Annotated in this window: 20 protein-coding genes; 2 read left to right on the plus strand and 18 right to left on the minus strand. The window is 66.9% G+C overall.

What is annotated here, in order from left to right; genetic code table 11:
* Positions 1 to 108 precede the first annotated feature (108 nt).
* The 13 genes from JO059_RS09080 to JO059_RS09140 all read right to left on the minus strand — a co-directional run bounded on the left by JO059_RS09080 (position 109) and on the right by JO059_RS09140 (position 16,930).
* Positions 109 to 1,305: an argininosuccinate synthase gene (locus tag JO059_RS09080; RefSeq protein ID WP_293315876.1), complete on the minus strand. Its 1,197-nt coding sequence runs from the start codon at positions 1,303 to 1,305 to the stop codon at positions 109 to 111.
* A 12-nt stretch (positions 1,306 to 1,317) separates the two neighbouring features.
* Positions 1,318 to 1,812, minus strand: a complete 495-nt coding sequence (locus JO059_RS09085; RefSeq protein WP_293315878.1) for an arginine repressor — start codon at positions 1,810 to 1,812, stop codon at positions 1,318 to 1,320.
* A 160-nt stretch (positions 1,813 to 1,972) separates the two neighbouring features.
* Positions 1,973 to 2,899: an ornithine carbamoyltransferase gene (gene argF / locus JO059_RS09090; protein ID WP_293315880.1), complete on the minus strand. Its 927-nt coding sequence runs from the start codon at positions 2,897 to 2,899 to the stop codon at positions 1,973 to 1,975.
* Positions 2,896 to 4,068 carry an acetylornithine transaminase gene (locus JO059_RS09095; RefSeq protein WP_293315910.1) on the minus strand — a complete coding sequence of 391 codons (1,173 nt, stop codon included), beginning with the start codon at positions 4,066 to 4,068 and terminating at the stop codon, positions 2,896 to 2,898. The genes argF and JO059_RS09095 overlap by 4 nt, the downstream gene beginning before the upstream one ends.
* 14 nt (positions 4,069 to 4,082) lie before the next feature.
* Positions 4,083 to 4,970: an acetylglutamate kinase gene (argB, locus tag JO059_RS09100; RefSeq protein ID WP_293315882.1), complete on the minus strand. Its 888-nt coding sequence runs from the start codon at positions 4,968 to 4,970 to the stop codon at positions 4,083 to 4,085.
* A complete protein-coding gene (gene argJ / locus JO059_RS09105; protein ID WP_293315884.1) occupies positions 4,967 to 6,184 on the minus strand; it encodes a bifunctional glutamate N-acetyltransferase/amino-acid acetyltransferase ArgJ in 1,218 nt (405 codons plus the stop codon). The genes argB and argJ overlap by 4 nt, the downstream gene beginning before the upstream one ends.
* Positions 6,181 to 7,224, minus strand: a complete 1,044-nt coding sequence (gene argC, locus JO059_RS09110; RefSeq protein ID WP_293315886.1) for an N-acetyl-gamma-glutamyl-phosphate reductase — start codon at positions 7,222 to 7,224, stop codon at positions 6,181 to 6,183. The genes argJ and argC overlap by 4 nt, the downstream gene beginning before the upstream one ends.
* A 148-nt stretch (positions 7,225 to 7,372) precedes the next feature.
* Positions 7,373 to 9,355 carry a PE family protein gene (locus tag JO059_RS09115; RefSeq protein ID WP_293315888.1) on the minus strand — a complete coding sequence of 661 codons (1,983 nt, stop codon included), beginning with the start codon at positions 9,353 to 9,355 and terminating at the stop codon, positions 7,373 to 7,375.
* Positions 9,356 to 9,701: 346 nt separating this feature from the next.
* On the minus strand, positions 9,702 to 11,408 hold the full coding sequence (locus JO059_RS09120; RefSeq protein ID WP_293315890.1) for a PE family protein: 1,707 nt from the start codon (positions 11,406 to 11,408) through the stop codon (positions 9,702 to 9,704).
* 142 nt (positions 11,409 to 11,550) lie between these two features.
* Entirely contained in the window at positions 11,551 to 14,058 is a 2,508-nt protein-coding gene (gene pheT / locus JO059_RS09125; RefSeq protein ID WP_293315892.1) for a phenylalanine--tRNA ligase subunit beta, read from the minus strand.
* Positions 14,058 to 15,101 (minus strand): phenylalanine--tRNA ligase subunit alpha, encoded by a 1,044-nt coding sequence (pheS, locus tag JO059_RS09130; RefSeq protein ID WP_293315894.1) that lies wholly within the window; start codon positions 15,099 to 15,101, stop codon positions 14,058 to 14,060. The genes pheT and pheS overlap by 1 nt, the downstream gene beginning before the upstream one ends.
* A gap of 128 nt (positions 15,102 to 15,229) precedes the next feature.
* Entirely contained in the window at positions 15,230 to 16,048 is an 819-nt protein-coding gene (locus JO059_RS09135) for a rhomboid-like protein (RefSeq protein WP_293315896.1), read from the minus strand.
* Between the two features lie 9 nt (positions 16,049 to 16,057).
* The gene (locus tag JO059_RS09140; RefSeq protein ID WP_293315912.1) at positions 16,058 to 16,930 is read right to left on the minus strand and encodes an adenylate/guanylate cyclase domain-containing protein; all 873 of its coding nucleotides are present in this window, start codon (positions 16,928 to 16,930) and stop codon (positions 16,058 to 16,060) included.
* Between the two features lie 364 nt (positions 16,931 to 17,294).
* On the opposite strand from JO059_RS09140, the gene JO059_RS09145 reads away from it, so the two are divergent.
* On the plus strand, positions 17,295 to 18,338 hold the full coding sequence (locus JO059_RS09145) for an oxygenase MpaB family protein (protein ID WP_293315898.1): 1,044 nt from the start codon (positions 17,295 to 17,297) through the stop codon (positions 18,336 to 18,338).
* A gap of 126 nt (positions 18,339 to 18,464) precedes the next feature.
* Here the strand turns inward: JO059_RS09145 and JO059_RS09150 are convergent, their stop codons facing one another.
* The 4 genes from JO059_RS09150 to infC form a co-directional block, all read right to left on the minus strand.
* The gene (locus tag JO059_RS09150) at positions 18,465 to 19,250 is read right to left on the minus strand and encodes an RNA methyltransferase (RefSeq protein WP_293315900.1); all 786 of its coding nucleotides are present in this window, start codon (positions 19,248 to 19,250) and stop codon (positions 18,465 to 18,467) included.
* 24 nt (positions 19,251 to 19,274) lie between these two features.
* Positions 19,275 to 19,670 (minus strand): 50S ribosomal protein L20, encoded by a 396-nt coding sequence (gene rplT / locus JO059_RS09155; protein WP_293315902.1) that lies wholly within the window; start codon positions 19,668 to 19,670, stop codon positions 19,275 to 19,277.
* 63 nt (positions 19,671 to 19,733) lie between these two features.
* Entirely contained in the window at positions 19,734 to 19,928 is a 195-nt protein-coding gene (gene rpmI / locus JO059_RS09160) for a 50S ribosomal protein L35 (RefSeq protein ID WP_293315904.1), read from the minus strand.
* A gap of 32 nt (positions 19,929 to 19,960) precedes the next feature.
* The gene (infC, locus tag JO059_RS09165; protein ID WP_293315914.1) at positions 19,961 to 20,572 is read right to left on the minus strand and encodes a translation initiation factor IF-3; all 612 of its coding nucleotides are present in this window, start codon (positions 20,570 to 20,572) and stop codon (positions 19,961 to 19,963) included.
* Positions 20,573 to 20,961: 389 nt separating this feature from the next.
* Here infC and lysX point away from each other — a divergent pair, with 389 nt between their 5' ends.
* Positions 20,962 to 24,288, plus strand: coding sequence for a bifunctional lysylphosphatidylglycerol synthetase/lysine--tRNA ligase LysX (gene lysX, locus JO059_RS09170; protein WP_293315906.1), 3,327 nt, complete (start codon positions 20,962 to 20,964; stop codon positions 24,286 to 24,288).
* 6 nt (positions 24,289 to 24,294) lie between these two features.
* On the opposite strand, the gene JO059_RS09175 is transcribed toward lysX, so the two are convergent.
* The coding region (locus JO059_RS09175; RefSeq protein WP_293315908.1) for a bifunctional diguanylate cyclase/phosphodiesterase at positions 24,295 to 25,510 on the minus strand (1,216 nt) is incomplete at its 5' end.

The raw sequence follows: 25,510 nt of genomic DNA on the forward strand, positions 1-25,510 counted from the left end.
CCCCACAGCGACCCCTCGTTGGTGCTCACTTTTTTACCGCGAGCAGACACAGAATCGCACTCAGTCGCGCGTGTCGGTGCGATTCTCTGTCTGGTGGCCAGGACAAAGTCACCGCAGGTCCCGGCGGGCGGCGATCTTCGACGACAGCCCGTGCACGTAGACGAACCCCTTCGCGGCCGACTGGTCGAAGCTGTCGCCCTCGTCATAGGTCGCCAGGTTGAAGTCGTATAGCGATTCGGCGCTCCGGCGGCCGTTGACCGCAATGTGGCCGCCGTGCAACACCATTCGCACCTCACCCGACACATGCTCCTGCGTCTTGGCGACGAAGCTCTCCAGTGCGGCCTTCAGCGGCGAGTACCACAGGCCGTCATACACCAGCTCGGCCCAGCGCTGATCCGTCTGGCGTTTGAAGCGGCCCAGCTCGCGTTCGAGCGTGACGTGTTCGAGTTCGGTGTGCGCCGTGATGAGCACCATGGCTCCGGGCGCCTCGTAGATCTCGCGGCTCTTGATGCCCACCAGCCGGTCCTCGACCACGTCGAGGCGCCCGACGCCCTGCGCGCCGGCGCGCGCGTTGAGTTCCTCGATGGCCTGCAGCATCGATACGCGCTTACCGTCGACGGATACCGGCACGCCGCGCTCGAAACCGACGATTACCTCGTCGGGCGTGCTCCAGTTGAGGGTCGGGTCTTCGGTGTAGGAGTAGATGTCCTTGGTGGGGGCGTTCCACAGGTGCTCCAGGAAGCCGGTTTCCACCGCGCGGCCCCACACGTTCTGGTCGATCGAGAACGGCGACCGCTTGGTGACGTTGATCGGGATGGCGTTCTCCTCGGCGAACGCGATCGCCTTCTCACGCGTCCAGGCGTAGTCGCGGACCGGCGCCAGCACCTCCAAATCAGGTGCCAGAGAAGCGAATCCGACCTCGAAGCGGACCTGGTCGTTACCCTTGCCGGTGCAGCCGTGCGCGACGATCCCGCCGCCGTGCTCGCGGGCGGCCGCCACCAGGTGCTTGACGATCAGCGGCCGGCTGATCGCCGACACCAGCGGATAGCGGTCCATGTACAGCGCGTTGTTCTGCACGGTGGGCAGGCAGTAGCCCTCGGCGAACTCGTCGCGGGCGTCGACGACGACCGCCTCCACCGCGCCACAGTCCAAGGCCCGCTGGCGCACCACCTCCATGTCCTCGCCGCCCTGGCCGAGGTCGATGGCCACCGCGACGACCTCCCGGCCGGTCTCCTTGCCGATCCAACTGATCGCCACCGAGGTGTCCAGGCCGCCGGAATACGCCAGGATGACGCGTTCTGACATAAACCGATCTCCTTACCGAATGTTCTCGAACATGCCCGCGAGCTCGGCACCGGTCATCGGCTCACGGGCGACCACCAGGATGGTGTCGTCGCCGGCGACGGTGCCGACCACGTACGGTAGCGCCGCGCGGTCGATCGCGCTGGCCAGGTAGTGGGCGGCGCCGGGCGGCGTGCGCAGCACGGCGAGGTTGCCGCTGGCATCGGTCGACACCAGCAACTCGCCCAGCAGGCGCGACATGCGGTCCGTGCCGCCGGACACCCCCCGCACCGGGCTGCCGTCCTCCGGAACGATGTAGACGCCGACGCCGCCGTCGGCGGCGCGCAGCTTCACCGCGCCCAGCTCTTCCAGGTCACGCGACAGCGTCGCCTGGGTGACTTCGATGCCCTCGTCGGCCAACCGCGCCGCCAGTTCGCTTTGGCTGCTGATCGACGCCGACGACAGGATCGACACGATGCGGGCCTGCCGTCCGGCGCGGGTGGTTTCCTGGCTGGCCTTGCTGCGGGTCATTGCGCCGCTCCTCCGCATCGCTGCGCTCTGCATCGTCGCCGGCGCGGGGTCATTGCGCCGCTCCTCCTCATCGCTTCGTCCCCCTCGCCGTCCCCCGCAAGCGGGAGGTGCCCCCAGCGCGGCTGGGGGTGCCCCCACTGCATCGTCAGCGGCGGGCGCGTCATCCGGATCGCTCCAACAGCCATACCAGCAGCGCCTTTTGGGCGTGCAGCCGGTTTTCGGCCTCGTCCCACACCACGCTGGCCGGCCCGTCCATCACCTCGTCGGTGATCTCGTCGCCGCGGTGGGCCGGAAGGCAATGCAGCACAACGGCTTCCGGGTCGGCCAGCGCCAGCAGCCGGGCGTTGACCTGAAACGGCCGGAAGGGCCCCACCCTGTCCAACCCGTCGTTCTCCTGACCCATCGACGTCCATGTGTCGGTGACCAGGACATCAGCGCCCTTGGCGGCCGCGTCGGCATCGGCGGTCAGGCAGACCGAGGCGCCCGTAGCCTCGGCGCGGTGCCGGGCCGCGGCCACCACCGCAGGGGCGGGTGCGAAGCCCTCGGGTGCGGCGACGGTGACGTGGATGCCGGCGGTCGCCCCGCCGAGCAGGAGCGAGTGCGCCATGTTGTTGGCGCCGTCGCCGAAGTAGGAGAGCCTCAAGCCGCGCAGCGATCCCTTTCTTTCGGCGATGGTCTGCAGGTCGGCGAGCACCTGGCAGGGATGGAACTCGTCGGACAGTGCATTGACCACCGGCACGGTCGCGGTCGCGGCCATCGTCTCCAGCCGGTCCTGGCCGTACGTGCGCCACACGATCGCCTCGACGTAGCGCGACAACACCTGCGCGGTGTCCTGAAGCGTCTCGTCGCGGCCCAGCTGGGTGCTGCGGGCGTCGACGACGACGGCGTGCCCGCCGAGCTGGGCGATCCCCACCTCGAAGGAGAACCTGGTGCGCGTGGAGTTCTTATCGAAGAGGACGGCGACGCCGCGCGGACCCTCCAGGGGACGACGGCCGAACGGGTCCTTCTTCAGTTCGGCGGCCAACCGCAACACCTCGGCCTGCTCGTCGGGCGACAGGTCGTCGTCACGCAGGAAATGCCGAATCATGCTGCGGCTCCTGCCTTGTCAAGGATGCCCGGCAGCTCGACAAGGAAGCTCTCGATCTGGGCTTCGGTGATGACCAGCGGGGGCGCCAAACGGATGACGTCGGGCGCGGCCGCGTTGACGAGGAACCCGGCTTCGCGTGCCGCCGCCTCGGCGTCCTTGGCCCGCGGCGCGCTCAGCACGACTCCCAAAAGCAGTCCACGGCCGCGCACGTGGTGAACCAGGGGATGGCCGAGAGCTTCGATGCCGTGGCTCACCGACTTGCCCAACACCTCGGCGCGGCGAACCAGATCCTCGGCGGCCAGCACCCGCAGCACCGCCAACGCGGCCGCCGTGCAGATCGGGTTGCCACCGAATGTGCTGCCATGCAGTCCGGGAGTCAGCAGCTCGGCCGCCGGCCCGACCGCCAGGCACGCCCCGATCGGCAGTCCGCCCCCGAGGCCCTTGGCCATGGTCACCATATCGGGAGTGATGCCGTCGTGCTGGTGGGCGAAAAACGCTCCCGTGCGGCCCATCCCCGTCTGCACCTCGTCGAGCACCAGCAGGGCTCCGTGCCGGGTTGTGACCTCCCGCGCGGCGGCCAGATATCCCTCGGGGGGGACGACGACGCCGCTCTCCCCCATGATCGGTTCGAGGAACACCGCGGCGGTGTTGTCGTCGACGGCGGCAGTCAACGCATCTTTGTCGCCATACGGAACGTGCGTGACGTCACCGGGCAGCGGCGCGAACGGCGCCTGCTTGCTCGGCTGACCAGTCAGCGCCAGTGAACCCATCGTCCGGCCGTGGAAAGCCTCTTGCGCCGCAACCAGTTTGGTGCGCCCGGTGAGCCGCGACAGTTTGAACGCCACCTCGTTGGCCTCGGTGCCGGAGTTGCAGAAGAACACCCGCGCCCGGCCTTCCGCCCCCAGCAACGCGACCAGCTCCTCGGCCAGCGCGACGCCGGGCTCGGTGGCATACAAGTTCGAGGTATGGCCCAGCGTGGTCATCTGGTGTGTGACGGCCTCGATGACCGCCGGATGGCGGTGGCCCAGGACATTGACCGCGATGCCGCCCAGCAGGTCGACGTAGGTCTTGCCGTCGACATCGGTCACCACGGCGCCGTCACCGCTGGCCAATGCCACCGCCGGGGTGCCGTAGTTGTTCATCATCACGGCTTCCCAGCGCTTTTGCATGTTGTCGGTGGCGGTCACGTGTTCACCACCTTCGTGCCCGTGCCCGCGTCGGTGAAAAGCTCCACCAGCACGCAATGTTCGACCCGCCCGTCGATGACATGGGCGCTGGGCACGCCCGCCGTGACCGCCTTCAGGCAGGCCTCGACTTTGGGGATCATGCCCGTCTCCAGCGTGGGCAGCAATTGCGCCAGGGTGGCCGTGTCGATTTCGCTCACCAACGAATCTCGTTGCGGCCAATTGGTATACAGGCCTTCGACGTCGGTGAGCATCAACAGCTTCTCGGCTCCCAGCGCTTCGGCCAGCGCCGCGGCGGCGGTGTCGGCGTTAATGTTGTGCACCACCCCTTCGGCGTCCGGCGCCAGCGTCGACACCACCGGAATGCGCCGCGCCGCAATCAAGTCCAGCACCGCCGCGGTGTTGACCTGCTCGACGTCTCCCACCAGGCCGATGTCGGTGGCCACGCCGTCGACGGTCACGCTGCGCCGCACGGCCGTGAACAGTTGCGCGTCCTCGCCGGTAATGCCGACGGCGTAGGGGCCATGGGCATTGATCAGGTTGACCAGCTCGCGGCCCACCTGTCCGAACAGCACCATGCGCGCCACGTCGAGCACCTCCGGTGTGGTGACCCGGAAGCCGCCCTTGAAGTCACCCTCGATGCCCAGCCGCCGCAACATCGCGGTGATCTGTGGTCCGCCGCCGTGCACGACGACCGGATGGATGCCGCAGTTGCGCAGGAACGCCATGTCCGCCGCGAAGGCGTGCCGCAGGGTGTCATCCGTCATGGCGTTGCCGCCGTATTTGATGACGACGACCTTGCCGTGCAACTGCTTGAGCCAGGGCAGGGCCTCGGCCAGCACCTGCGCTTTGACCTGCGTGGGCAGGCCGTCGAGCTTTATGGTCATGAGCTGTAAGCCGAATTCTCTTCGACATAACCGTGCGAGAGGTCGGTGGTCCGGATTGCGGCAGAGGCCTCCCCGACGCGCAGGTCGACGGTGATGTCGATATCGGCCCCCGAAAGGTCCACCTCGCGCGCGCCCGGCGCTCCGACACCGTCGACGCATACCGCATAACCATTGAAGGACACCCGGATTCGGTCCGGTTGGAGGGTGACCGGCGCGATGCCGACGGCCGCGAGCACGCGGCCCCAGTTGGGATCCGACCCGAACACCGCCGTCTTGACCAGGCTGTCGCGGGCGACCGCCCGCGCGGCGACCAGCGCGTCCTCCTCGGAGGCGGCCCCGGTCACCGTCACGACGACGCGCTTGGTGACGCCCTCGGCGTCGGCCTGCAGCTGAGTACACAGGTCGTCGCAGACCCGCTGCACGGCGTCGTCGAGCTCCGCCTGGGCCGGGGTGATCTCGCTCGCGCCCGACGCCAGCAACAGCACGGTGTCGTTGGTCGAACAGCAGCCGTCGATGTCGAGCCGGTCGAAGGTCCGGGCGGTGGCGTGCCGCAGCGCCCGGTCGAGCGCCGCCGACGAAACCGCCGCGTCGGTGGTCACGACGCAGAGCATGGTCGCCAACGACGGCGCCAGCATGCCGGCGCCCTTCGCCATGCCGCCGACGGTCCAGTTCTCGCGATGATGCAGCGCGACCTGTTTGGGCACGGTGTCGGTGGTCATGATCGCCCGCGCGGCCTCGTCGCCGCCGCCCAACCCGCCGGCCATCTCGCGGACTATTGCCGTCACCCCGGCGAGCACCTTGTCCATCGGGAGCCGATCCCCGATCAAGCCGGTTGAGCAGACCGCGACCTCGATGGCGCCCGTCTCGGTGCCCCAGTCAGACAACGCCGCGGCAACCGCCTCCGCGGTGGCGTGGGTGTCCTGGAAGCCGGCCGGCCCGGTGCAGGCGTTGGCGCCGCCGGAGTTGAGGATCACCGCGCGCAGCTGCCCGGTGGTCAGGACCTGCTGGGTCCACAGCACCGGCGCGGCCTTGACCTTGTTGCGGGTGAACACACCGGCGGCCGCGTAGGCCGGCCCCTCGTTGAACACCAGCGCCAGATCGCGGACCCCGGATGCCTTGATCCCGGCCGCAATGCCGGCGGCCCGGAATCCCGCCGGGGCGGTGACGCCCTGCTCGCGCACCAGACGGGCCGACTCGTCGCTGACGGCGGTCACGGTGCCACCCCGATGACCGAAAGGCCTTCTGTCTCCGGCCAACCGAGCGCCAAGTTCATCGACTGCACGGCCGCGCCGCCGGTGCCCTTGACCAGGTTGTCGATCGCGGCGATCGCCACGAACGTCTCGGCCGCCTCGTCGACCGCAATCGCTATGTGCGCCGCGTTGCTGCCGATCACCGCTCCCGTGCGGGGCAGCTGCCCTTCGGGCATCAGGTAGACGAATGGCTCGGTGTCGTAAGCCTTTTCGTAGGCGGCCCGCAGCTGCGATAGCGGCGCGCGGGTGCGGGCGGTGCAGGTGGCCAAGATGCCGCGTGACGTCGGGATCAGCACCGGCGTGAACGACACCGTGACGTCGCGGTCGGTGAGGGCGCCCAGCCCCTGAGCGATCTCGGGGGTATGCCGGTGGGCACCGGCGATGTTGTAGGCGCGCGCGGACCCGATGACCTCCGAGCCGAGCAGCTCGGTTTTGGCGGCGCGACCGGCCCCGGACGTTCCGCTGACGGCGACCACCGTGACAGCGGGCTCGATGAGGTCCCCGGCCACCGCCGGCGACAACGCGAGCAGAGCCGCGGTGGGATAGCAACCCGGAACGGCGATGCGGCGTGCGGTATGCAGCCGCTCTCGTCCGCCGGGCAGCTCGGGCAGCCCGTACGGCCAGCTGCCGGCGTGGGGGGATCCGTAGAACCGTTCCCAGGCTTGGGCGTCGGTGAGCCGGAAGTCGGCGCCGCAGTCGATGATCAGGGTTTCGGGGGCGAGCTCTTCGGCCAGCCTGGCCGAGTGCCCGTGCGGCAGGGCGAGGAAAACCACGTCGTGGTTGTCCAGCGCTCCCGGATCGGTGGGCTCGACGATGCGCTGGGCCAACGGAATCAGGTGCGGATGGTGCTCTCCGAGGGCGCTGCCGGCACTCGTCGCGGCGGTCACCGCGCCGATCGTGAGCCGGCCGTCGGCGTGGGCCGGATGCCCGAGCAGCAGCCGCAGGATCTCACCGCCCGCGTAGCCGGTGGCACCGGCAACCGCCACCCTCAGTGCATCGGCCATTCCGATGATTATGCATGGTTATGCAGTAGTCTGCAAATCCATGCTGCGGCGTCCCAGTCGAACGTCGACTGGCTGCGTTGTTAACCGACGAGCTCGCAGGTTAATTCGACGCTCGCCAAATGAGCAACCCGCTTCGACGCCACCCCTCTTAGTGAGGTGCGGTGTTTTGCCATGCAATCGCCGAGGCGATCTGGTCGGGCATGGTGTTGATCAGGAACGGAAGGAGACCTGAGAATTTCGTGCCGCCGAAGGCGATGGTTTGTTGGGGGGCGAGTGGAATGCCGAACTCGTTGATGGGCGGCAACGTGGCCGTCAGGGGCGCCGGCGGAACCAGAAGCCCGTCGAGGGGCAGGTGCGCCGTGGCGGCCAGGCTGAAGGGGATGCTGGCAACGGTCCCCACCACTGGCAACGTCACCGGCACCGTCACGTTCGCCGGCAGTGTCATATCCACCAGCATTTGGCCGTTCAGCAAACCGTTCAACATGTAGGCCGGCGTATCGCCGATGGCGTTCAACATTCCCAGGCCGCTCCCGGCCGCAAATGCCTGCCCGAACTGGGTCCCACCCGTCGCGAGCCCGTCCAACATGGCGAACGGCGAACCCAGTGCCGCAAATCCCAGCTGCAACGGCAGGCCGAACATGGCCGAGCCGCCTATTGTCAGGCCCGCGAGTGTGAAGGACGGAGGTAGCAGTGTTATGGATCCAACCCCTACGTTTGCGTTGAAATTCGCCGTGACGTTCGTGTTGGTGAGCGCAGAGATGCCGTTGGCGAAGTTGCGTATCTCCTGTCCGGCGATGGAGCCGGCAGGGACCAGGCTGGCGAGGCCCTGCGCCTGCTGGCCGATGCCGTTGACGAGAGGGAGCAGGTCCGCGGCGGGGCCCAGCAGGAGAATTGGTCCCGCGATGGCGACCGGGAGCGTAATAAGAGGATTCAGACCTAAAACAGGAGTACCGAGAGTCGCCGTCAAATGGCTGAGGTCGAATCCGCTGATGAACGAATCGAGGACGGCGTGTGCCGCATCCTGCACTGCAAGGTGGTAATTGCCGACCGACAACGCCTGGCTCATCATCCCAAGGTCTTGCTGGACCTTGGGCATTACGGCCGCGAAGTCCATGGGCAACCTCTGCAGCCCCGCGATGGCCGGCCCCCAATAGCTGTTGGCGCCGTTGACGAACGTCTGCCCGATGGCTGCCGGGTTGAACGTCGAAGCACCCTGAAGGGCAAGTTGGATGTTCGCGGGCACGTTCGCCGGGAAGCCCTGGAGGTCGAACGCGATCTGGCTCTGCAGAACCTGCGCGTAATGGCTCTGGTTGATCATGATCTGGGTCGCGATCGGGAACGGGTCCGCGGCCCAGGCAGCGTTGAGCAGGCTCAGATTGGTTTGCGTGTTTTGGATGAGAGCTAGGTAGGGGTTGGGGAAGACGCCGGGTCCGCCAGTTGGTGGTTGGCCGAACGGCCCAGACGATGGCGCGGCGAAGAATCCAGCCAGCAGGGATTGCAGGCTCGAGCTTCCGCTGCCCAGCTGCCCGGGCAGGCTGGCCAAGCCAGACGTCAGGCCGGTCAACGCGCTGGGGTTGAAGCCCGAGCCCAGGCCGCTCAAGCCGGATGTCAGGCCGGTCAACGCGCTGGGGTTGAAGCCGGAGGTCAGGCCGGTCAATGCGCTGGGGTTGAAGCCGGAGGTCAGGCCGCTCAAGCCAGATGTCAGCCCGGTCAATCCGCCGACGGTGGGCGGGGTGGGAAGCGCCGGAAGGGACGGGGTGGGCACACCGCCAAGAAGCGGGAGGTTGGCGCCGAGGTTTGCCGCCGTGGCGGCCGGCCCGCCGATCGCGCCCTGCAGGGTCTGCTGAGCATTGGCGATCTCGGCGCTGATGTACGACGCCGCACCGCCATTCAACAGGCCCACAAATTCGTTGTGGAAAGCCGCGGCCTGAGCACTCAGTGCTTGGTAGTGCTGGCCATATGTGCCGAACATCGCCGCGATCTCGCTCGATATCTCGTCAGCAGCCGCGGCCGCAATCGAGGTGGTGGGAGTCGCTGCCGCAGCGTTGGCTTGTCCCAGTGTCGAACCGATATGCGCTAAATCCCCCGCCGCCGCTTTCACATACTCGGGCACTACGGTCACGGACGACATGACAACTCCCCTCGACTCGACTCAGCCCAGGATCCCCAGGTAAACGGAGAATAATCTAACGCCATCGACGTTCGCTAGAAATTCAACATTCTTTTCGGTGGCCGACCGCCGAATCAGAAGGCTTGGCAGGTCGGCGGCGGTGTTGGTGGTCGGGCTTCACCAGCGGGTGACGGATGGGCCGCCGCCTCCCGTCACTCCAGAGCGCCCGTGGACGTAGCGCCGGCGCCCGTTCGGATCGATGACCGCTCGGAGCAACCTGCTGGCCGGCACACTCAACACCCCCACAGAGACTGCTCCGCATCTCTAACTCGGCGCCGCGGCCTGCACCCGCACTCGGCCGCAACGACTATGGCGTGATTGCGTTCGCCAGCTGCTGGGATGCGTAGTACAGCCCGGGAACGAGGCCGCTGATCGGCGTGCCTCCGATGGGAATCGTGAGGATGTTATCCAACGTCAACGTGGCGGGGGTGGTTCCGACGAGAATTCCATCCGCCGGGAAATTCAGAGTAATGGGAATGCCGTCTATGTCGGAGGTGAACGGTATCGTCGAGCGGCCATTGAGGAAGGCGTTGGTGATGTTGGCGGGAGCCTGGATGAATGCGGTGGCTGCCTGTCCATAATGTCCGGACAGCGCCGCGTTGTTGAACGCTTGCGTGCTGGCGTTGAACGCGTACCACGCGTTGACCGGCCCGCCTGCCGCATCGAGGCCAAGCGCCACCGGAAGCCCGAAGTTGGCATTCAGACCAAGGGTGCCGGTGATGGCGGGGGGGATAGCGGGTAAGAAGCCCGACCCCCAATTGATACCGATACCGAGTATTCCGCTCAACGAGATGGTTGTGTCCGTAGCCTTGTTGACCACGTTGGTGAAGTTCTGCGCAATTTGTTGCGCGATCGAGCCGCCGGGCAGCAGGTTGGTGAACTCCTGGGCTTCCATTCCGGGAATGGTGAGGATCGGCAACAATGCTCCCACAGTGCCCACCGGGACGATACCGGCGTCAAGGTTCGCGGTGACGCTCGCGGGCAGACTGAGGTCCAAGAACAAGAATGAGAAGTTCTGGAATGTGATGTTGAGACTTAGGCTCTCACCGGTGATCTCCGCATACGGCGGCGAGATGAACAAACCCGTGAGGCCCTGGAAAAGTTCGCCCTGCGCGGCGGTGTAATTGCCCATCAACGTGTAGTGGTAGGCGGATTCCAGGTAAGGCGGCAAGGCCCGCAACCCCATACTGAAGTAGGATCCCGCGCTCTGCAGTGACGAGTAGGTGAGTTCCCCATAGATCATCTGGTTGATGATGATCTGCTGCACATAAGGCCCAGGGTTGTACGCCAAAAGCCCCTGAATGCCGGCTTGGATAGTCGCGGGTGCGCCGGCCAACACGGCGGGGAAGTTCTGGATTTCGTACGCGAACTGCGAGCTGATCTCTTTCGCATAACCCATCTGGTTTGTGATTACCTGGTGCAGAAAAGGATTCGGATTCGCGGATGTGCCAGCGGTGAAGGTTTGCCAATTGGCGACGGTATTCTGCAGGAGCGCTTGATACGGTCCGACGACCGAGCCGGCGCTCGCCCCGGTCTGCGCCAGTCCGGTCAGCGCGCCGGGCAGCGCAGTGGCACTCCCAGGCAGATGGCGCACGCCACCGCCAGCAAAGCCAGGAAAGGCCGCCGCCCGGGCCGCGCCCAGGGCTGACGCGACAGCACCGATGCCGTCGCGGGACTGCCCGACCAATCCCTGCGCAGTCGGGTTCGCGGCGTTCAGCAGATGCTGCTCGGCATTGGCGCCATCGGTGCTCAGATAGGCACCGGCCCCCGCGTTCATCAAATTCACGAATTGCTGATGGAATGCCTGCGCCTGGCTGTTGAGCAGCTGGTATTCCTGTCCAAACGTGTTGAAAAACGCCGCGACTCCGGCCGACACCTCGTCCTGGGCGGCGGCCAGCAACCCGGTCGTGGGCGCCGCGACCGATGCACTGGCCTCGCCCAACATCGAGCGGATACCCGCCAACCTTTGAGCCGCCGCCTGTACCTGCTCCGGCGCGGCGACGACGAACGACATACCGATCTCCCATCGAGCCCGTAAGATCGCCACCTAGCGTTCACCAAGTAGACACGAGCGTAATAGCGCGCCGTCTGACTTCGGGGCCAATTGGAAGTTTCTTAGATCGTTCACATTACCGCGCGCGCCTGAACCAAAACGGCTAGGCACGCAATTCGGCGCCGAGGGCGTCGGCGGCACGCCGCACTGCCGCGTCCCGGGCAGCGCTGGCGTCGTCTTCGGTCAGGGTGCGGTCGGGCGCGCGGAAACGCAGGGCGAAGGTCAGCGACTTGCGATCGTGGCCGATCTGCGGGCCGGCGAAGACGTCGAACAATTGAATGTCTTCGAGCAGTTCACCGGCGCCCTCGCGGACGGCGTCCGCCACCGCCTGAGCCGGCACGTGGGCGGGCACCACGAGGCTGACGTCCTGAAAGACGGCCGGAAAGGGCGACAACCTGGGCGCCGGCAACGCCTCGACGATCGGAATCGCATCGAGGTTGAGCTCGAGCGCACACGTGCCTTTCGGCAGGCCCGAGCGTTCGATCACGGCGGGATGCAGCTGCCCGGCGTGACCCACGGGCGTGTCGCCGACGACCACCTGGGCGCAACGGCCCGGGTGCCACGGCAGGCATTGGACGGCGCGGAAACGAACGTCGACCCCACTGGCGCGCGCAATGATTCGCACCGCCTCGAGGGCATCGGCTGTCTCGGCCGGCCGGCCGGGTCCCCACGGTCCGCGCCGTTCACGCAGACCGGCCAGAACCGCGGCGACGTGCTGCGGTTGCCGGGGCAGCGACGCGTCCAGCATCTCGACCTCGGCATCGGACGGTCGCCGATCTACCGGGATGAGGTCCATCCCGCGGGTGTTCTGGGTCGGCTGGACCACCTGCGCCAGGGCATACAACGAGACGTCGACGAGACCGCGAGACACGTTGCGCATCAACGCTTCCAGCAGGGCGGGCAACAGCGTGGTGGCCAGGTGGGGGCGGTCGGCCTCCAGCGGGTTCAGCACCTGCGTCATCGTGCGCCTCGGGTCATCGGCCGCCAGGCCCCAGAGGTCGAACACGCCCGCGGGCAGGAACGGTGTGGGCAGGATCTCGACGAAACCGGACTGGGCCAGGGACTTGCCGACCGCGCGACGGCGCTTTTGCGCCGCGGAGAGACCCCTTCCCGCCGGGGCCGAGGGCAGCACCGACGGAACAAGCTCCAGCCCCTCGAGCCGCATGACCTCCTCGACAAGGTCGGCGGACTGCAGCAAGTCGGGTCGCCAGCTCGGCGGCGTCACGGTCAGGATGTCGTCGTTCTCGTCCACCGCTGCGCCGATCTGGGTGAGGCGCCGGGCCGTCGTGCCGGGGGCATAGGCCACGCCCGCGACGCGGTCCGGCAAGTTGACGGCCATCCGGATCGGCGACCCAGCCCAATCGGCGACCGAGTTGCCGACTGGCGGGTCACCTCGCCAATCCGTCAGCGTCGGCGACACCGCTCCCCCGGCGATTTCTGCCAGCAGCGCGGCACAGCGGTCGAGCGCGACGACCGAAATGGCCGGGTCTACGCCGCGCTCGTACCGGCGGGCGGCCTCGCTGGGAAGGTGCAGCCGGCGCTGGGTGCGCGACACCGCGGCCGGGTCCCACACGGCGGACTCGAGCAGGACGTCGGTGGAATCCGCGCGCACCTCCGTGCTTGCCCCGCCCATAACGCCGCCGATCGCGGCGGTCGCCCGGTCGTCGACGATGAGGACGTCGGCCGGATCGAGCCGGCGCTCGACGTCGTCGAGGGTGACGACGGTCTCGCCCGCCCGGGCGAACCGCACGCCCAGACTCCCGCTGATGCGGTTGCGGTCGTGCGCGTGCATGGGGTGACCCAGTTCAAGCATCACGTAGTTCGTGGCATCCACCGCCGGAGAGGTCGTGCGGACACCGCACAACAGCAGCCGGCGCTGCAGCCACCACGGCGACACCGCGGCCGGGTCGATGCCGATCACCGAGCGCAGCGCGAACCTCCGTACGCCCGTTTCGGCCCGCACGTTCAGCGGCCACGCCTCACCTTCCGCGGGCAACGGCTTCACGACGTCGTCGCCGGCCGGATCGACGAAATCCAGGTCGTATGCGCATGCGATTTCGCGGGCCAAGCCACGCACGGACATGGCGTAGCCCCGGTCGGGAGTGATCGACAGGTGGAAGACGACGTCGTCCAGCTCGAGCACTGCGGCCCCGTCGGCTCCCGGTGGCGCGGTGCCGGGCGGCAGCACCAAGATCCCGGAATGGTCCGCCCCCAAACCGAGTTCGGCCGCCGAGCAGATCATTCCGTCGGAGTTACGGCCATAGGTCTTGCGGGCCGTGATGGCGAATCCGCCGGGCAGCGTGGTGCCCGGCAGCGCCACCACAACCAGGTCACCGAGCACGAAATTACTTGCACCGCAGATGATTTCGCGCTGCTGACCCTCCCCTACGTCCACCAGGCAGGCCCGGATCGGCTTCTTGAACTCGGTGAGCTCTTCGATCCCGGTTACCCGCCCCACCCTCAGCGGGCCTGCCACCGGGCCCAAACTGATGACCTCTTCGATCTCGTGGCCGATGCGCACCAGCGTCTCCTCGAGATCACCGGGGGCGACGTCCCACCCCGGTGCTCCCGCGGTGACGACTTCGCGCAACCAGCTATAGGGAACGCGCATCAGGCGCCCACCCCGAACGGCAACGAGAACCGGACGTCGCCCTCGACCATGTCGCGCATGTCCGGGATTCCGTTGCGAAACTGCAAAGTGCGTTCCAGGCCCATTCCGAATGCAAAACCGGAATACACTCCCGCGTCAATTCCCGCGGCGCGCAATACGTTTGGATGCACCATCCCGCAGCCGCCCCACTCCACCCAGTCGGCGCCGCCCTTCCTGCCGGCAAACCAGACGTCGACCTCGGCGGACGGCTCGGTGAAGGGGAAGAAATGCGGCCGGATCCGGGTGCGAGCGGAGGGACCGAACTCGGCGCGCGCAAAAGCGTCCAGCGTTCCTCGCAAATGCGCCATGGACAGGCCGCGGTCCACCGCCAAGCCCTCGACTTGGTGGAAGACCGGGGTATGCGTGGCGTCGAGTTCATCGGTGCGAAACGTGCGACCGATCGAGATGACGTAGACGGGCAGCTCGCGCGCCAGCAGCGTACGTACCTGCACGGGTGAGGTGTGGGTGCGCAGCAGCTGCCGCGAACCCTCCGGCGCAATGTAGAAGGTGTCCTGTTCACTGCGCGCCGGGTGGTCGGCGGGAAAGTTGAGGGCATCGAAGTTGAACTGTTCGGTTTCCACTTCCGGTCCCTCCGCCAGTTCCCATCCCATGGCGATGAAGGTATCGGTGATGTGCTCGGCCAGAATCGTGATCGGGTGCCGCGCCCCGGGAGGCTGGCGAGTCGAGGGCAGGGTGACATCGATGCCTTCGGCGACCAGCACGGCGGCGTCGCGCTCGGCGCGCAGCGTTGCCAGCCGTTCGTCGTAGCTGCGTTGGGCCTCGCCGCGGGCGGCGTTGACGCGCTTGCCGGCATCGGCGCGCAGCTCCTTGGGAACGCTGCCCAGCGCTTGGCGCGCCAGCGCGAGCGGCGAGCGGTCACCGAGGTGTTCGGTCTTGACGTGCGCCAAGGTGTCCAGGTCGTCAGCACCTGCGATGGCCTGTTGCGCGGCGGTGACCGCCTCGGCCAACGCCTCCGGCGATAGGTCGACGGGTTGATCGCCCACGCGGCGGCACTCTCCTTGTTCACGTCGGATTGCGCGCGACACAGCGGCGGCGCAAGTGCCGATCATAAGTTATTCGCATGCGCGCCCCCGGGGCGTGCTGAGAAGACTCGGGAAGATCGGCGCGCCGGTTAACCGGCCAAGACGGGCCGCGGACCGGTCAGGGCGTCGGGCGAACCCTTATCGATTGACCCCGCATTGCGCCCGGTGACGAACCGGACGAGCTTGTGGGCCACGTACGCGCCGAGCAAGCCGAACAGCGGCGCGGCGGCCATCGTCCCCCAGTGGTGCGCGAGGATCAAGAAACCGAACCCCGAGGACGCCGCCAGCATCAGCAACCGCACCGGCGTCCAGGTGACCGACTGCCGGAACCGCGCGGACACCAGCACGCCCAGAACAACGGCGACGGTATGGCCCGCGTCGGTGAAATCGGCACCGATGATCGCGGCGGCAAGGCCCGCGGCTACCCACCAGCCGACCCACGCCGCTCGCCACCGCGACGGGATCACCGCGGTCATCGCTCCCAGCGCGGCAAGAGCGCCGTAGCTCATCCCCACATCGCTGGCTCGGGTGATCGACGACGGCACCCAGCCGAACTCGAGCGCCGTGGCGAGTGCGGCGGCCACCAGCAGCGTCGCGCCGATATGGCCGACCAGAAACGCCACGACCAGCCGGACGGTACGCAAATGCAGCTCCGCAAGCGCGAGCAGACACGTCAGGAAGGGCAGCCAGAAGTACAGCGGACCAGCGTCGACGACCAACGCGCTGCCCAAGAGGGTGCCGACGTGGCCGTGGGCCAGATTGTGCAGGTTGGTGCTGGCGCGGCGGACGAGCATGTCATGCGTCTGGGGACCCAGCATGAGAATCGCGCAGCTGGTGGCGAGCAGAACCGCCACGTACCCCACGGTGAACCGAACCCGGGCAAGCCGGGAGAAGATGCCCCCAATCATTGGCATCCATTATGTCGGCTGATTTGTTTCAGAAGCGTGATCGGAGCCTGTCAACTCCCTAAGAGTCTTGAGGCGATAGATCCCGAGGTCCGCGGGAACGCCGGCGGTCTTGGCCGCAAAAACCGGTTTACGTGCACGTTTGGCGGCGACACCCAGCGCGTCCAGCTCGGTTTGCGGTATCAGGTCCAGCGCCGAACTCGAGATCATTACTCCCCCTTTTGTGGCGCGTTCCATAACGCGGGCGGCGATGTTGACGTCGACACCCAACCAGTCGGCGGCGATCCGCTGGGGCCTGCCGGTGTGGATGCCCACCCGCATTCGTGGCGTGTACCCCGCGACCTCCACCGATCTGAGGTTCTGCTTGGCGACAAGCACCGCCCGCAGGGCGACGGTCGGATCCCGGAACACCGCCATGAGTCCGTCGCCCATGCGTTTGACGATGTGCCCCCCGGCGTCGAGCAGGGGCGGCTCGACCGCCCGCGCCACCTGGCGAAGCAGGGTGAGCGCCGCCTCGTCACCAGCTTCCAACGACCACGACGAAAAGCCGACGAGGTCCGTGAATACGAGCGTCACCTCGGGGTTTGCCGGCCGTCGCGCAACCCGCTCGGTCATCGCCTGCCAGACCTGCAGCACACCCAGGCCAAGCTCTCGCGATGCCGCATCGCGATCGCGCAGGAGCCGGTCGGCAGCTCGCGCCGCCGCACGCGGACCACCCTCGCCTGCGGTGGACAGCGGATCCCCGAAATCGGGATCTCCAGGCAGCAGCCGTCGCGCACGGCGGACGAACGCCACCACGCCGGGGCTGTGATTTGTGTTGTGCAACCATTCGGCCGCGGAGTGAATCGGCACGGCGGAGCGACGTCTGAATGCCGGGGGCGCCACCGTCGTCACGGCTTCGCCGGACGCGCCCGGTTCCGGATCGGGAGGCGCGAGGTCCACGTGGCCAGGGTAGGTGGTGTTGGGAGAGGCGGGCAATCACGCTCGCGCCGTTTGCGTCACAGCCGGTGGGACACAAACTCTGTGCGGGCTGCTCACCCCAGGCCCAGCTGGTGAAATCAAATCTGGAGTTCGCCCGCGGCCGTCCGGCGGCGCTCGTGCGGTCCACGGGGGGTGCGAGAACCCCCGGTCACGCCGTCGCGTCGCGGCTGTAGCCGCTCGATAACAACGAGACGCGTCATTTGCGGAAATCGTGGACAACGTGCGTTGTCAAAGTTATCGTGAGCGCAGTTAGGAGCAGGAGGCCGAGATGACTGCCATACCAACGACATCCGCCGATCCGCTCGGACCCGATTCACTCACCTGGAAGTACTTCGGGGACCTTCGCACCGGGATGATGGGAGTCTGGATCGGCGCGATTCAGAACATGTACCCGGAACTGGGCGCCGGGGTCGAGGATCACTCGATCCTGCTGCGCGAGCCCCTGCAGCGAGTGGCCAGATCGGTGTATCCGATCATGGGCGTGGTCTACGACGGTGACCGGGCGGCCGCAACAGGACAGCAGATCAAGGGCTACCACCGCACCATCAAGGGCGTCGACGCCTCCGGGCGTCGGTATCACGCGCTCAACCCGGAGACCTTCTACTGGGCGCACGCCACGTTCTTCATGCTGGTTATCAAGGTGGCCGAGTACTTCTGCGGAGGCCTGACCGAGGCCGAGAAGCGACAGCTGTTCGACGAGCACGTCCAGTGGTACCGGATGTACGGGATGAGCATGCGGCCGGTCCCCAAGTCGTGGGAGGAATTCCAGCATTACTGGGACCGGATCTGCCGCGAGGAGCTGGAAATCAACCAGGCGACGCTGGACGTCTTCCGGATACGAATTCCCAAGCCGAGGTTCGTGTTGCTGCCGACGCCCATTTGGGACCAGCTGTTCAAGCCGCTGGTGGCCGGTCAGCGCTGGATCGCCGCGGGGCTGTTCGAACCGGCGGTACGCGAGAAGGCGGGCATGCACTGGACCTTCGGCGACGAGGTGTTGTTGCGCCTGTTCGGGAAGTTCGTCGAGCTGGCGTTCCTGGCAGTTCCCGACGAAATCCGCTTGCATCCACGCGCGCTGGCCGCCTACCGGCGTGCCCAGGGACGGGACCCCAGCGACGCCCCGTTGGTCGAGGCGCCGGCGTTCACGGCGCCGCCGCGCGATCGCCGTGGACTGCCCATGCATTACTTTCCCCCGCGATCTCGGTCCCCCTTAGACCCCGCCAAGTTCTTCATGGAGCGAGCGGGTTCGTTGGTGCACGGCACGCTCTCTCTGACCGGCCTGCGACCCGCCCGCGGCCCCACAAGGGCCGCTTAACGCCGCATTAAGGCCGCGTAGTCCATCGAGCCTGGGGTGGGATCGCCGATCTCGGCCTGGAAGCGACTGTGGCCGCAGGATCGAATCCGTCACCGCAGGGTCGAGGGTGAGACCTCCGCGAACGGCTCAGCGAAGGCGGCCCAGGGCAAGCGCGCTCTGGTACAGGCAGATAGCCGCCGCGGCGGCTACGTTGAGGCTATCGGCGCCGCCGGACATGGGGATGCGCACGCGCTGATCTGCCGCCGCCGCGATCTCGGCCGACAATCCGCGCGACTCGGCCCCGAACAACCAGGCCGTCGGCGCGGCGAGGTCCGCTTCGTCGAGGCGGACCTTCGCGTCAACCGTCGTGGCCAGCACCCGCACCCCCGCGGCGCGCAAGGCGGTGACGGCGGCCGGAGCGTCGGGCGCGGTGACGACCGGAAGCGAGAAGATGCTGCCGGCCGACGCCCGCACGCACTTGCCGTTGTAGGGGTCGACGCTGTGCCCGGCCATCACCACCGCCGCGGCGCCCATGGCGTCGGCGATGCGAATCAGCGTGCCCGCGTTGCCGGGCTCGCCGATCTCGACGGCGACCGCGATCAGCTGAGGGGAATCGGCCAGCACGTGCTCCAGCCGGGTCGCCGGCATGTCGCAAACCGCGACCACCCCCGCGGGAGTGACGGTGTCGGACAAAGCTTTCGCGGCCCGCTCGCTGACCAGGAGGACCGGAGACCGCTGCGCTGCCAGGAACGACGCGTGCCGTTCCGCCGCGATTTCGGTGACGAACACTTCGCGGACCAACCCGCGAGCCGACGCGGCCTCGACGAGGTTAGGGCCCTCGGCGAGAAACCGTCCCGCACGCCGACGGCCGACGTGCCGATGCAACTTGACCGCCGCGACCACCCTGGCCGACCGCTCGGTGAGCGCCGCCATCTCGACGAGCTGGGCGTCGCCGGGCTAGGCGGCCTCTCCCGGATTCGACGGGGCGTTGACGTCGTCGGGCAGCGCCGCCCGCGCCACGTCGACCAGCGCGGTGAAAGCCGCCGGATCGGTGATAGCGATGTCGGCGAGGTTCTTGCGGTCCACCTCGACTCCGGCGGCCTTCAGGCCCTGGATCAGCCGGTTGTACGTGATGTCGTTGGCGCGTGCGGCCGCGTTGATCCGCGAGATCCACAGTTTGCGGAACTCGCCCTTACGCGCGCGGCGGTCGCGGTAGGCGTAGTTCAGCGAATGCAGTTGCTGCTCTTTAGCCTTGCGGTAGAGGCGGGATCGCTGGCCGCGATAGCCTTTCGAGGCCTTCAGGACGCTGCGCCTCTTCTTGTGGGCGTTGACTGCCCGCTTCACGCGTGCCATGGATGTTCCTACTCTCGTTCAGGTCTCGTTCAGACGTAAATGTGGTCGGGTGGCGGCGCTCACTCAGCCGTTCAGCAGCGACTTGACCCGCTTGGTGTCGTTGGCTGAAACGGTCGTGCGGCCGTCCAGCCGCCGGGTTCGTGTGGTCGGCTTGTGCTCGAACAGGTGCCGGCGATTGGCTTTCTGGCGGGCGATCTTGCCGGTTCCGGTGCGACGGAACCGTTTCGACGCCCCGCTGTGGGTCTTGGCCTTGGGCATATTTTGGGTTTCCTCGAGTTCTCGGTGTCGGGTCAGTTTGGTGAGGGTTGGCCGGCGGCGGCTCCCGCATCCGAATCCGGGGCCGGGCCAGCGCCGGGTGCTTCGGGGTGCCGAGCCCTGGCACGGGTCTTTGCGCCGCGGTGCGGTGCCAGCACCATCGTCATGTTCCGGCCGTCCTGCTTGGCCGACGTTTCGACGAATCCATAGTCGGCGACGTCCGCGCCCAGCCGTTGTAGCAATCGATAGCCCAGCTCGGGCCGCGACTGCTCGCGTCCGCGAAACATGATGGTGACCTTTACCTTCGATCCCGCCTCCAGGAAGCGAACCACGTGACCCTTCTTGGTCTCGTAATCGTGATCGTCGATCTTTGGTCGCAGCTTTTGCTCTTTAACGACAGTCTGCTGCTGGTTTCGGCGGGATTCGCGAGCCTTCTGCGCCGCCTCGTATTTGTACTTGCCGTAGTCCATGATCTTGCAGACCGGCGGCCTGGCGTTCGGGGCCACTTCGACGAGGTCGAGGTCGGCGTCGGCGGCGACGCGCAGTGCGTCTTCGATGCGCACAATGCCTACCTGCTCCCCCCCTGGGCCGATCAATCGGACTTCAGGTACGCGGATGCGCTCGTTGACGCGGGTCTCAGTGCTGATGGGGCCTCCTTGTTGGGTTCTGGAAGCACCACACCATCAGCAGAAAGGCCCTGCAGAAGCAGGGCCCAATGCCGACCGATCGCGTCTTGAACTGCTCAAGCCGCCCGCGTTGCGGAAACAGGCATTCACGATGCCCGTTGACCGGACCGCGTAGCCTCAAAAAATTCTCGGCCGGCGGTGGGAGTGGGACTCCACTTAACTGTCCCGGCATTCGCCGAGATGGTCGCGATCGCTAGTTTAGCAGCCATGCGGCTTCTTCCAGCACTTCTGCGCCTTGACAGGCCTCCAGCGTGCGTTAGACCCGTCCGGCGGGCCCGGTCCAGTGCTGGGCCCGGTCTCTTGGCGCTTCGCCAGGATTTTCACGGGTTGAAGGCATATCCTCGCGGTCTGTGACAGTGACCACGTCCCGTTCGGGCAGCCAGTCAAACTCCCGGTATCGCTGGGTACCGGCGGCGGCCGGCTGGATCGTCGGCAGTATCGCGACGCTGTCACTGATCGCCAGTGTGTCCCCCTTCTTCCGGTGGCTGATCAAGGTGCCCCGGGAATTCATCAACAACTATTTGTTCAACTTCCCTGACACCAGCATCGCGTGGTCGTTCGTGCTGGCACTGCTGGCGGCGGCGCTCACCGCGCGCAAGCGCATCGCCTGGCTGCTGCTGCTCGGCAACATGGTGCTCGCCGCCGCGTTGAACGCCGCCGACATCGCGGCCGGGGACAACACTCCCGCAGAGACGTTCGGCGAGAACCTCGGGTTCGCCGTGCACATCGTCGCGATCGTCCTCCTGGTGCTGTCATATCGCCAGTTCTGGGCCAAGGTCCGAAGAGGCGCTTTGTTCAAGGCCACCGCGGTGCTGGTCGCCGGGTGGGTGGTCGGAATCCTGGCTTCCTGGGCGCTGGTCGAAATGTGGCCCGGAACCCTCGCGCCCGATTCCCGCTTCTGGTACGTGGTGAACCGGGTGGTCGGGTTCTCCATCGTCGATCCCGACGCTTTCACCGGCCGGCCGCACGTCATCCTCAACGCCGTCTTCGGGTTGTTAGGTGCGCTTGCGCTGATCGCGGCCGCGATCGTGCTGTTCCAGTCCCAGCGCGCCGACAACGCGCTGACCGGAGAGGACGAGTCCGCCATCCGGGGGCTGCTCGAGCTGTACGGCAAGAACGACTCCCTGGGATACTTCGCGACCCGTCGGGACAAGTCGGTGGTGTTCGCCCACAGCGGGCGAGCGGCCGTCACCTACCGCGTCGAAGTCGGCGTCTGCCTCGCCAGCGGTGACCCGGTGGGCGACCCGCGCGCGTGGCCGCAGGCCATCGACGCATGGTTGCGGCTGTGCCAGACGTACGGCTGGGCTCCCGGAGTGATGGGCGCCAGTTCGCAAGGGGCCCAGGCATTCCGAGAGGCCGGCCTCAACGCGCTGGAGCTGGGCGACGAGGCCATCCTGCGGACGTCCGACTTCAAATTGTCCGGCCCCGACATGCGCGGGGTGCGCCAGGCGGTGACCCGAGCGCGGCGGGCCGGGCTGACGGTGCGGATCCGGCGACACCGCGACATTTCCGCCGACGAGATGCGCGACACCATTGCGCGCGCAGATGCCTGGCGCGATACCCAAACCGAGCGCGGCTTTTCGATGGCGCTGGGTCGGCTGGGCGACCCGGCTGACGGGGATTGCTGGCTCATCGAAGCGGTGGGCCGCGATGGACACGTCGTGGCGATGCTGTCCCTGGTCCCGTGGGGCAGCACCGGCGCCTCCCTGGACCTCATGCGCCGTTCCCCGCAATCCCCCAACGGCACCATCGAGCTGATGGTCAGCGAACTGGCGCTGAACGCCGAAGCACTTGGGCTGATGCGCATTTCATTGAATTTCGCCATGTTCCGGTCCGCCTTCGAGCAGGGCGCCCAGCTGGGCGCCGGCCCGGTTGCCCGGTTGTGGCGCGGGTTTCTGCTGTTCTTCTCGCGGTGGTGGCAACTCGAGACGTTATACCGCTCGAACATGAAATATCAGCCGGACTGGGTTCCGCGCTACGCGTGCTACGAGGACGCCCGGCTGATTCCGCGCGTCGGCGTCGCCTCTGCTCTCGCCGAGGGGTTCCTCGCATTCCCATTCGGGCGACGGAAAGCTCACACCGGTCACCACCCGGCTGTCCCGGCGCGGCTGGTGGAGTCGGGGCTGCTGCATGAAGACGGGTCGGCACCCGACGTGAGTGGGCTGCGCCCACGCGCCGCCGCGGAGGCAGACGAGTCGCGATCCCGCCTTCCCGAGCAGGTTCGGGTCCGCCTGACAAAGCTGAAAACGCTGCAGCGCAGCGGGGTTGACGCCTACCCGGTGGGATCTCCGCCCAGCCACACGGTCGCGCGGGCGCTCGACGCGGATGACCAGGAAACCGTTTCTGTGTCCGGCCGGATCTTGCGAATCCGCGACTACGGCGGCGTGCTGTTCGCCCAGTTGCGGGACTGGTCGGGCGAAATGCAAGTGCTGCTTGATAATTCGCGTCTGGAGCACGGCCGTACCGCCGATTTCACCGCGGCGATCGATCTCGGTGACCTGGTCGAGATGACCGGCCATATGGGCTTCAGCAAGAACGGAACCCGGTCGCTCATTGTCGGCGACTGGCGAATGATCGGTAAGTGCTTGCGGCCGTTGCCGAACAAGTGGAAGGGGCTGACCGATCCCGAGACGCGAGTGCGGACCCGGTACGTCGACCTCGCCGTCAACCCGCAATCGCGTGAGCTGGTCAAGGCCCGCAGCAGCGTACTGCGTTCCGTGCGGGAAACGCTGTTCGCGAAGGGCTTCATAGAAGTCGAGACGCCGATCCTGCAGCAGATCCATGGCGGAGCCGCCGCCCGGCCGTTCGTCACCCACATCAACACCTATGACATGGACTTGTTTCTGCGCATCGCGCCCGAGCTCTACCTCAAGCGGTTGTGCGTCGGCGGCGTGGAGCGGGTGTTCGAACTTGGCCGGGCCTTCCGCAACGAAGGTGCCGACTTCAGCCACAACCCGGAGTTCACCTTGCTGGAGGCCTACCAGGCGCACGCCGACTACAAAGTCTGGATCGACGGCGCCCGCGAGATCATCCAGAACGCCGCCCAGGCCGCGAACGGTGAGCAGGTCGTGTTGCGGCCCCGCACCGGCGCCGATGGCGCCGATGCGCGCCTGGAACCGATCGATATCTCGGGCAGTTGGCGGGTGCAGACCGTGTACGACGCGGTATCCGAAGCCCTGGGGGAAAGGATCGACGCCAACACAGGCCTGAGTGCACTGCGCAAGCTATCGCGCGCCGCGCACATCCCCTATCGGCCTCATTGGGACGCAGGAGCTGTGGTGCTGGAACTCTACGAACACCTCGTCGAGGACCGAACCGAACATCCGACCTTCTATATCGACTTCCCGGCATCCGTGTCGCCGTTGACGCGCCCGCACCGCAGTCAACCCGGTGTGGCAGAGCGGTGGGATCTGGTGGCGTGGGGCGTCGAGCTGGCGACCGCCTACAGCGAGCTGACCGATCCGGTGGAACAACGGCGCCGCCTGCAGGAACAGTCGCTGCTGGCGGCGGGCGGCGATCCCGAGGCGATGCAGCTCGACGAGGACTTTTTGCAAGCCATGGAATACGCGATGCCGCCGACGGGCGGCCTCGGTATGGGTATCGATCGGCTCATCATGCTCATCACAGGCCGCAGCATCCGCGAGACACTGCCATTCCCGCTGGCCAAGCCGCACTAACCGTGGTCATGGCGGGTTTGTTTCGGCTTCTTCCCGCGCAGCCGTGGGTTTGATCCCTACCGGCACGGAACCCTCGGCGAGCAACATCTTGGTGGCTTCGGCCGGAATGGGCCGACAGAACAGGAATCCCTGTGCGCGAGAACACCCTTCCTCAAGGAGGACTCGGACCGCGTCTTCGGTCTCGACTCCCTCGGCGACGACATTGAGGTCCAGGGCGTCGGCCAGGCCGATGATCGCCCGCACGATGGCCAGGTCGTCGGCCGAGTTGGCGAGGTCCAGTACGAAGCTGCGATCGATTTTCAACGTGCCCACGGGCAGCGTTCTCAGCAGGCCCATCGCGCTATATCCGGTGCCGAAGTCGTCGATGGCGATGTCCATCCCCAGTTCTCTTAGCTCGACGAGGATAGCCCGGGTATTCGCCAGGTCCTGAATCAACATGCTCTCGGTGATTTCCAGTCCAATCGACGGGCCGTCCAGGCCGAACTCGTCGAGGGTGCATTTGACGGTGTTGACCAAGTCGTGCGAGACCAGTTGCGCCGGCGAAACGTTGATCCGCACCATCGTATTCAGGCCGACCCCGTGCGCCCGCCACTCGGCCAGGTGAGCACATGCCGCGCGCAATACCCAGTCGCCGAGTTCCCCTGCAAGGTTCATGGATTCGGCGACCGGAACAAATTGGTCGGGAAGCAGCAGCCCCCGGGTGGGATGCTGCCACCGCACCAGCGCCTCGACCGCAAGGACCCGGCCCGTCACCATGTCAATCTCGGGAAGGTAAAGAACAGTAAGGGCATTCGTTTCGATGCCGGCCGGCAGATGCAGCTCGATTTCATTGCGAAGCTCACGCCGGGTGAGCATCTCGGCGGAGAAGGTGCCGATGCTGTCCCCGCCGGTTCCTTTGGCGGTCAGCAGCGCTTCATCCGCTCGCCGCAGCAGATCCAAGCTCGAATCCTCGCCGGGGACACCGGCTGCGACGCCGACGCTCACGGTGCGGTGGAGCACCTCGCCGCCGATGCTGACGTGAGCGGTCACCTGGGACCTCAAACTCTCGGCGAGTTCGGTGGCGGCGCCGAGGTCCATCGCGGACGCCGGAACGACGACGAATTTGTCGCCCCCGAGCCGAGCGATCATGCCGCGCCCCTCGATCGCTTCCGTCGTCCTGGTGGCGAAGTCGCGGATGAACTGATCACCCGCGGCATGGCCGAGGTAATCATTGATCGCCTTG

Origin of the sequence: Mycobacterium sp. (genome assembly GCF_019247615.1) — a bacterium.
Taxonomy (GTDB): Bacteria; Actinomycetota; Actinomycetes; order Mycobacteriales; family Mycobacteriaceae; genus Mycobacterium.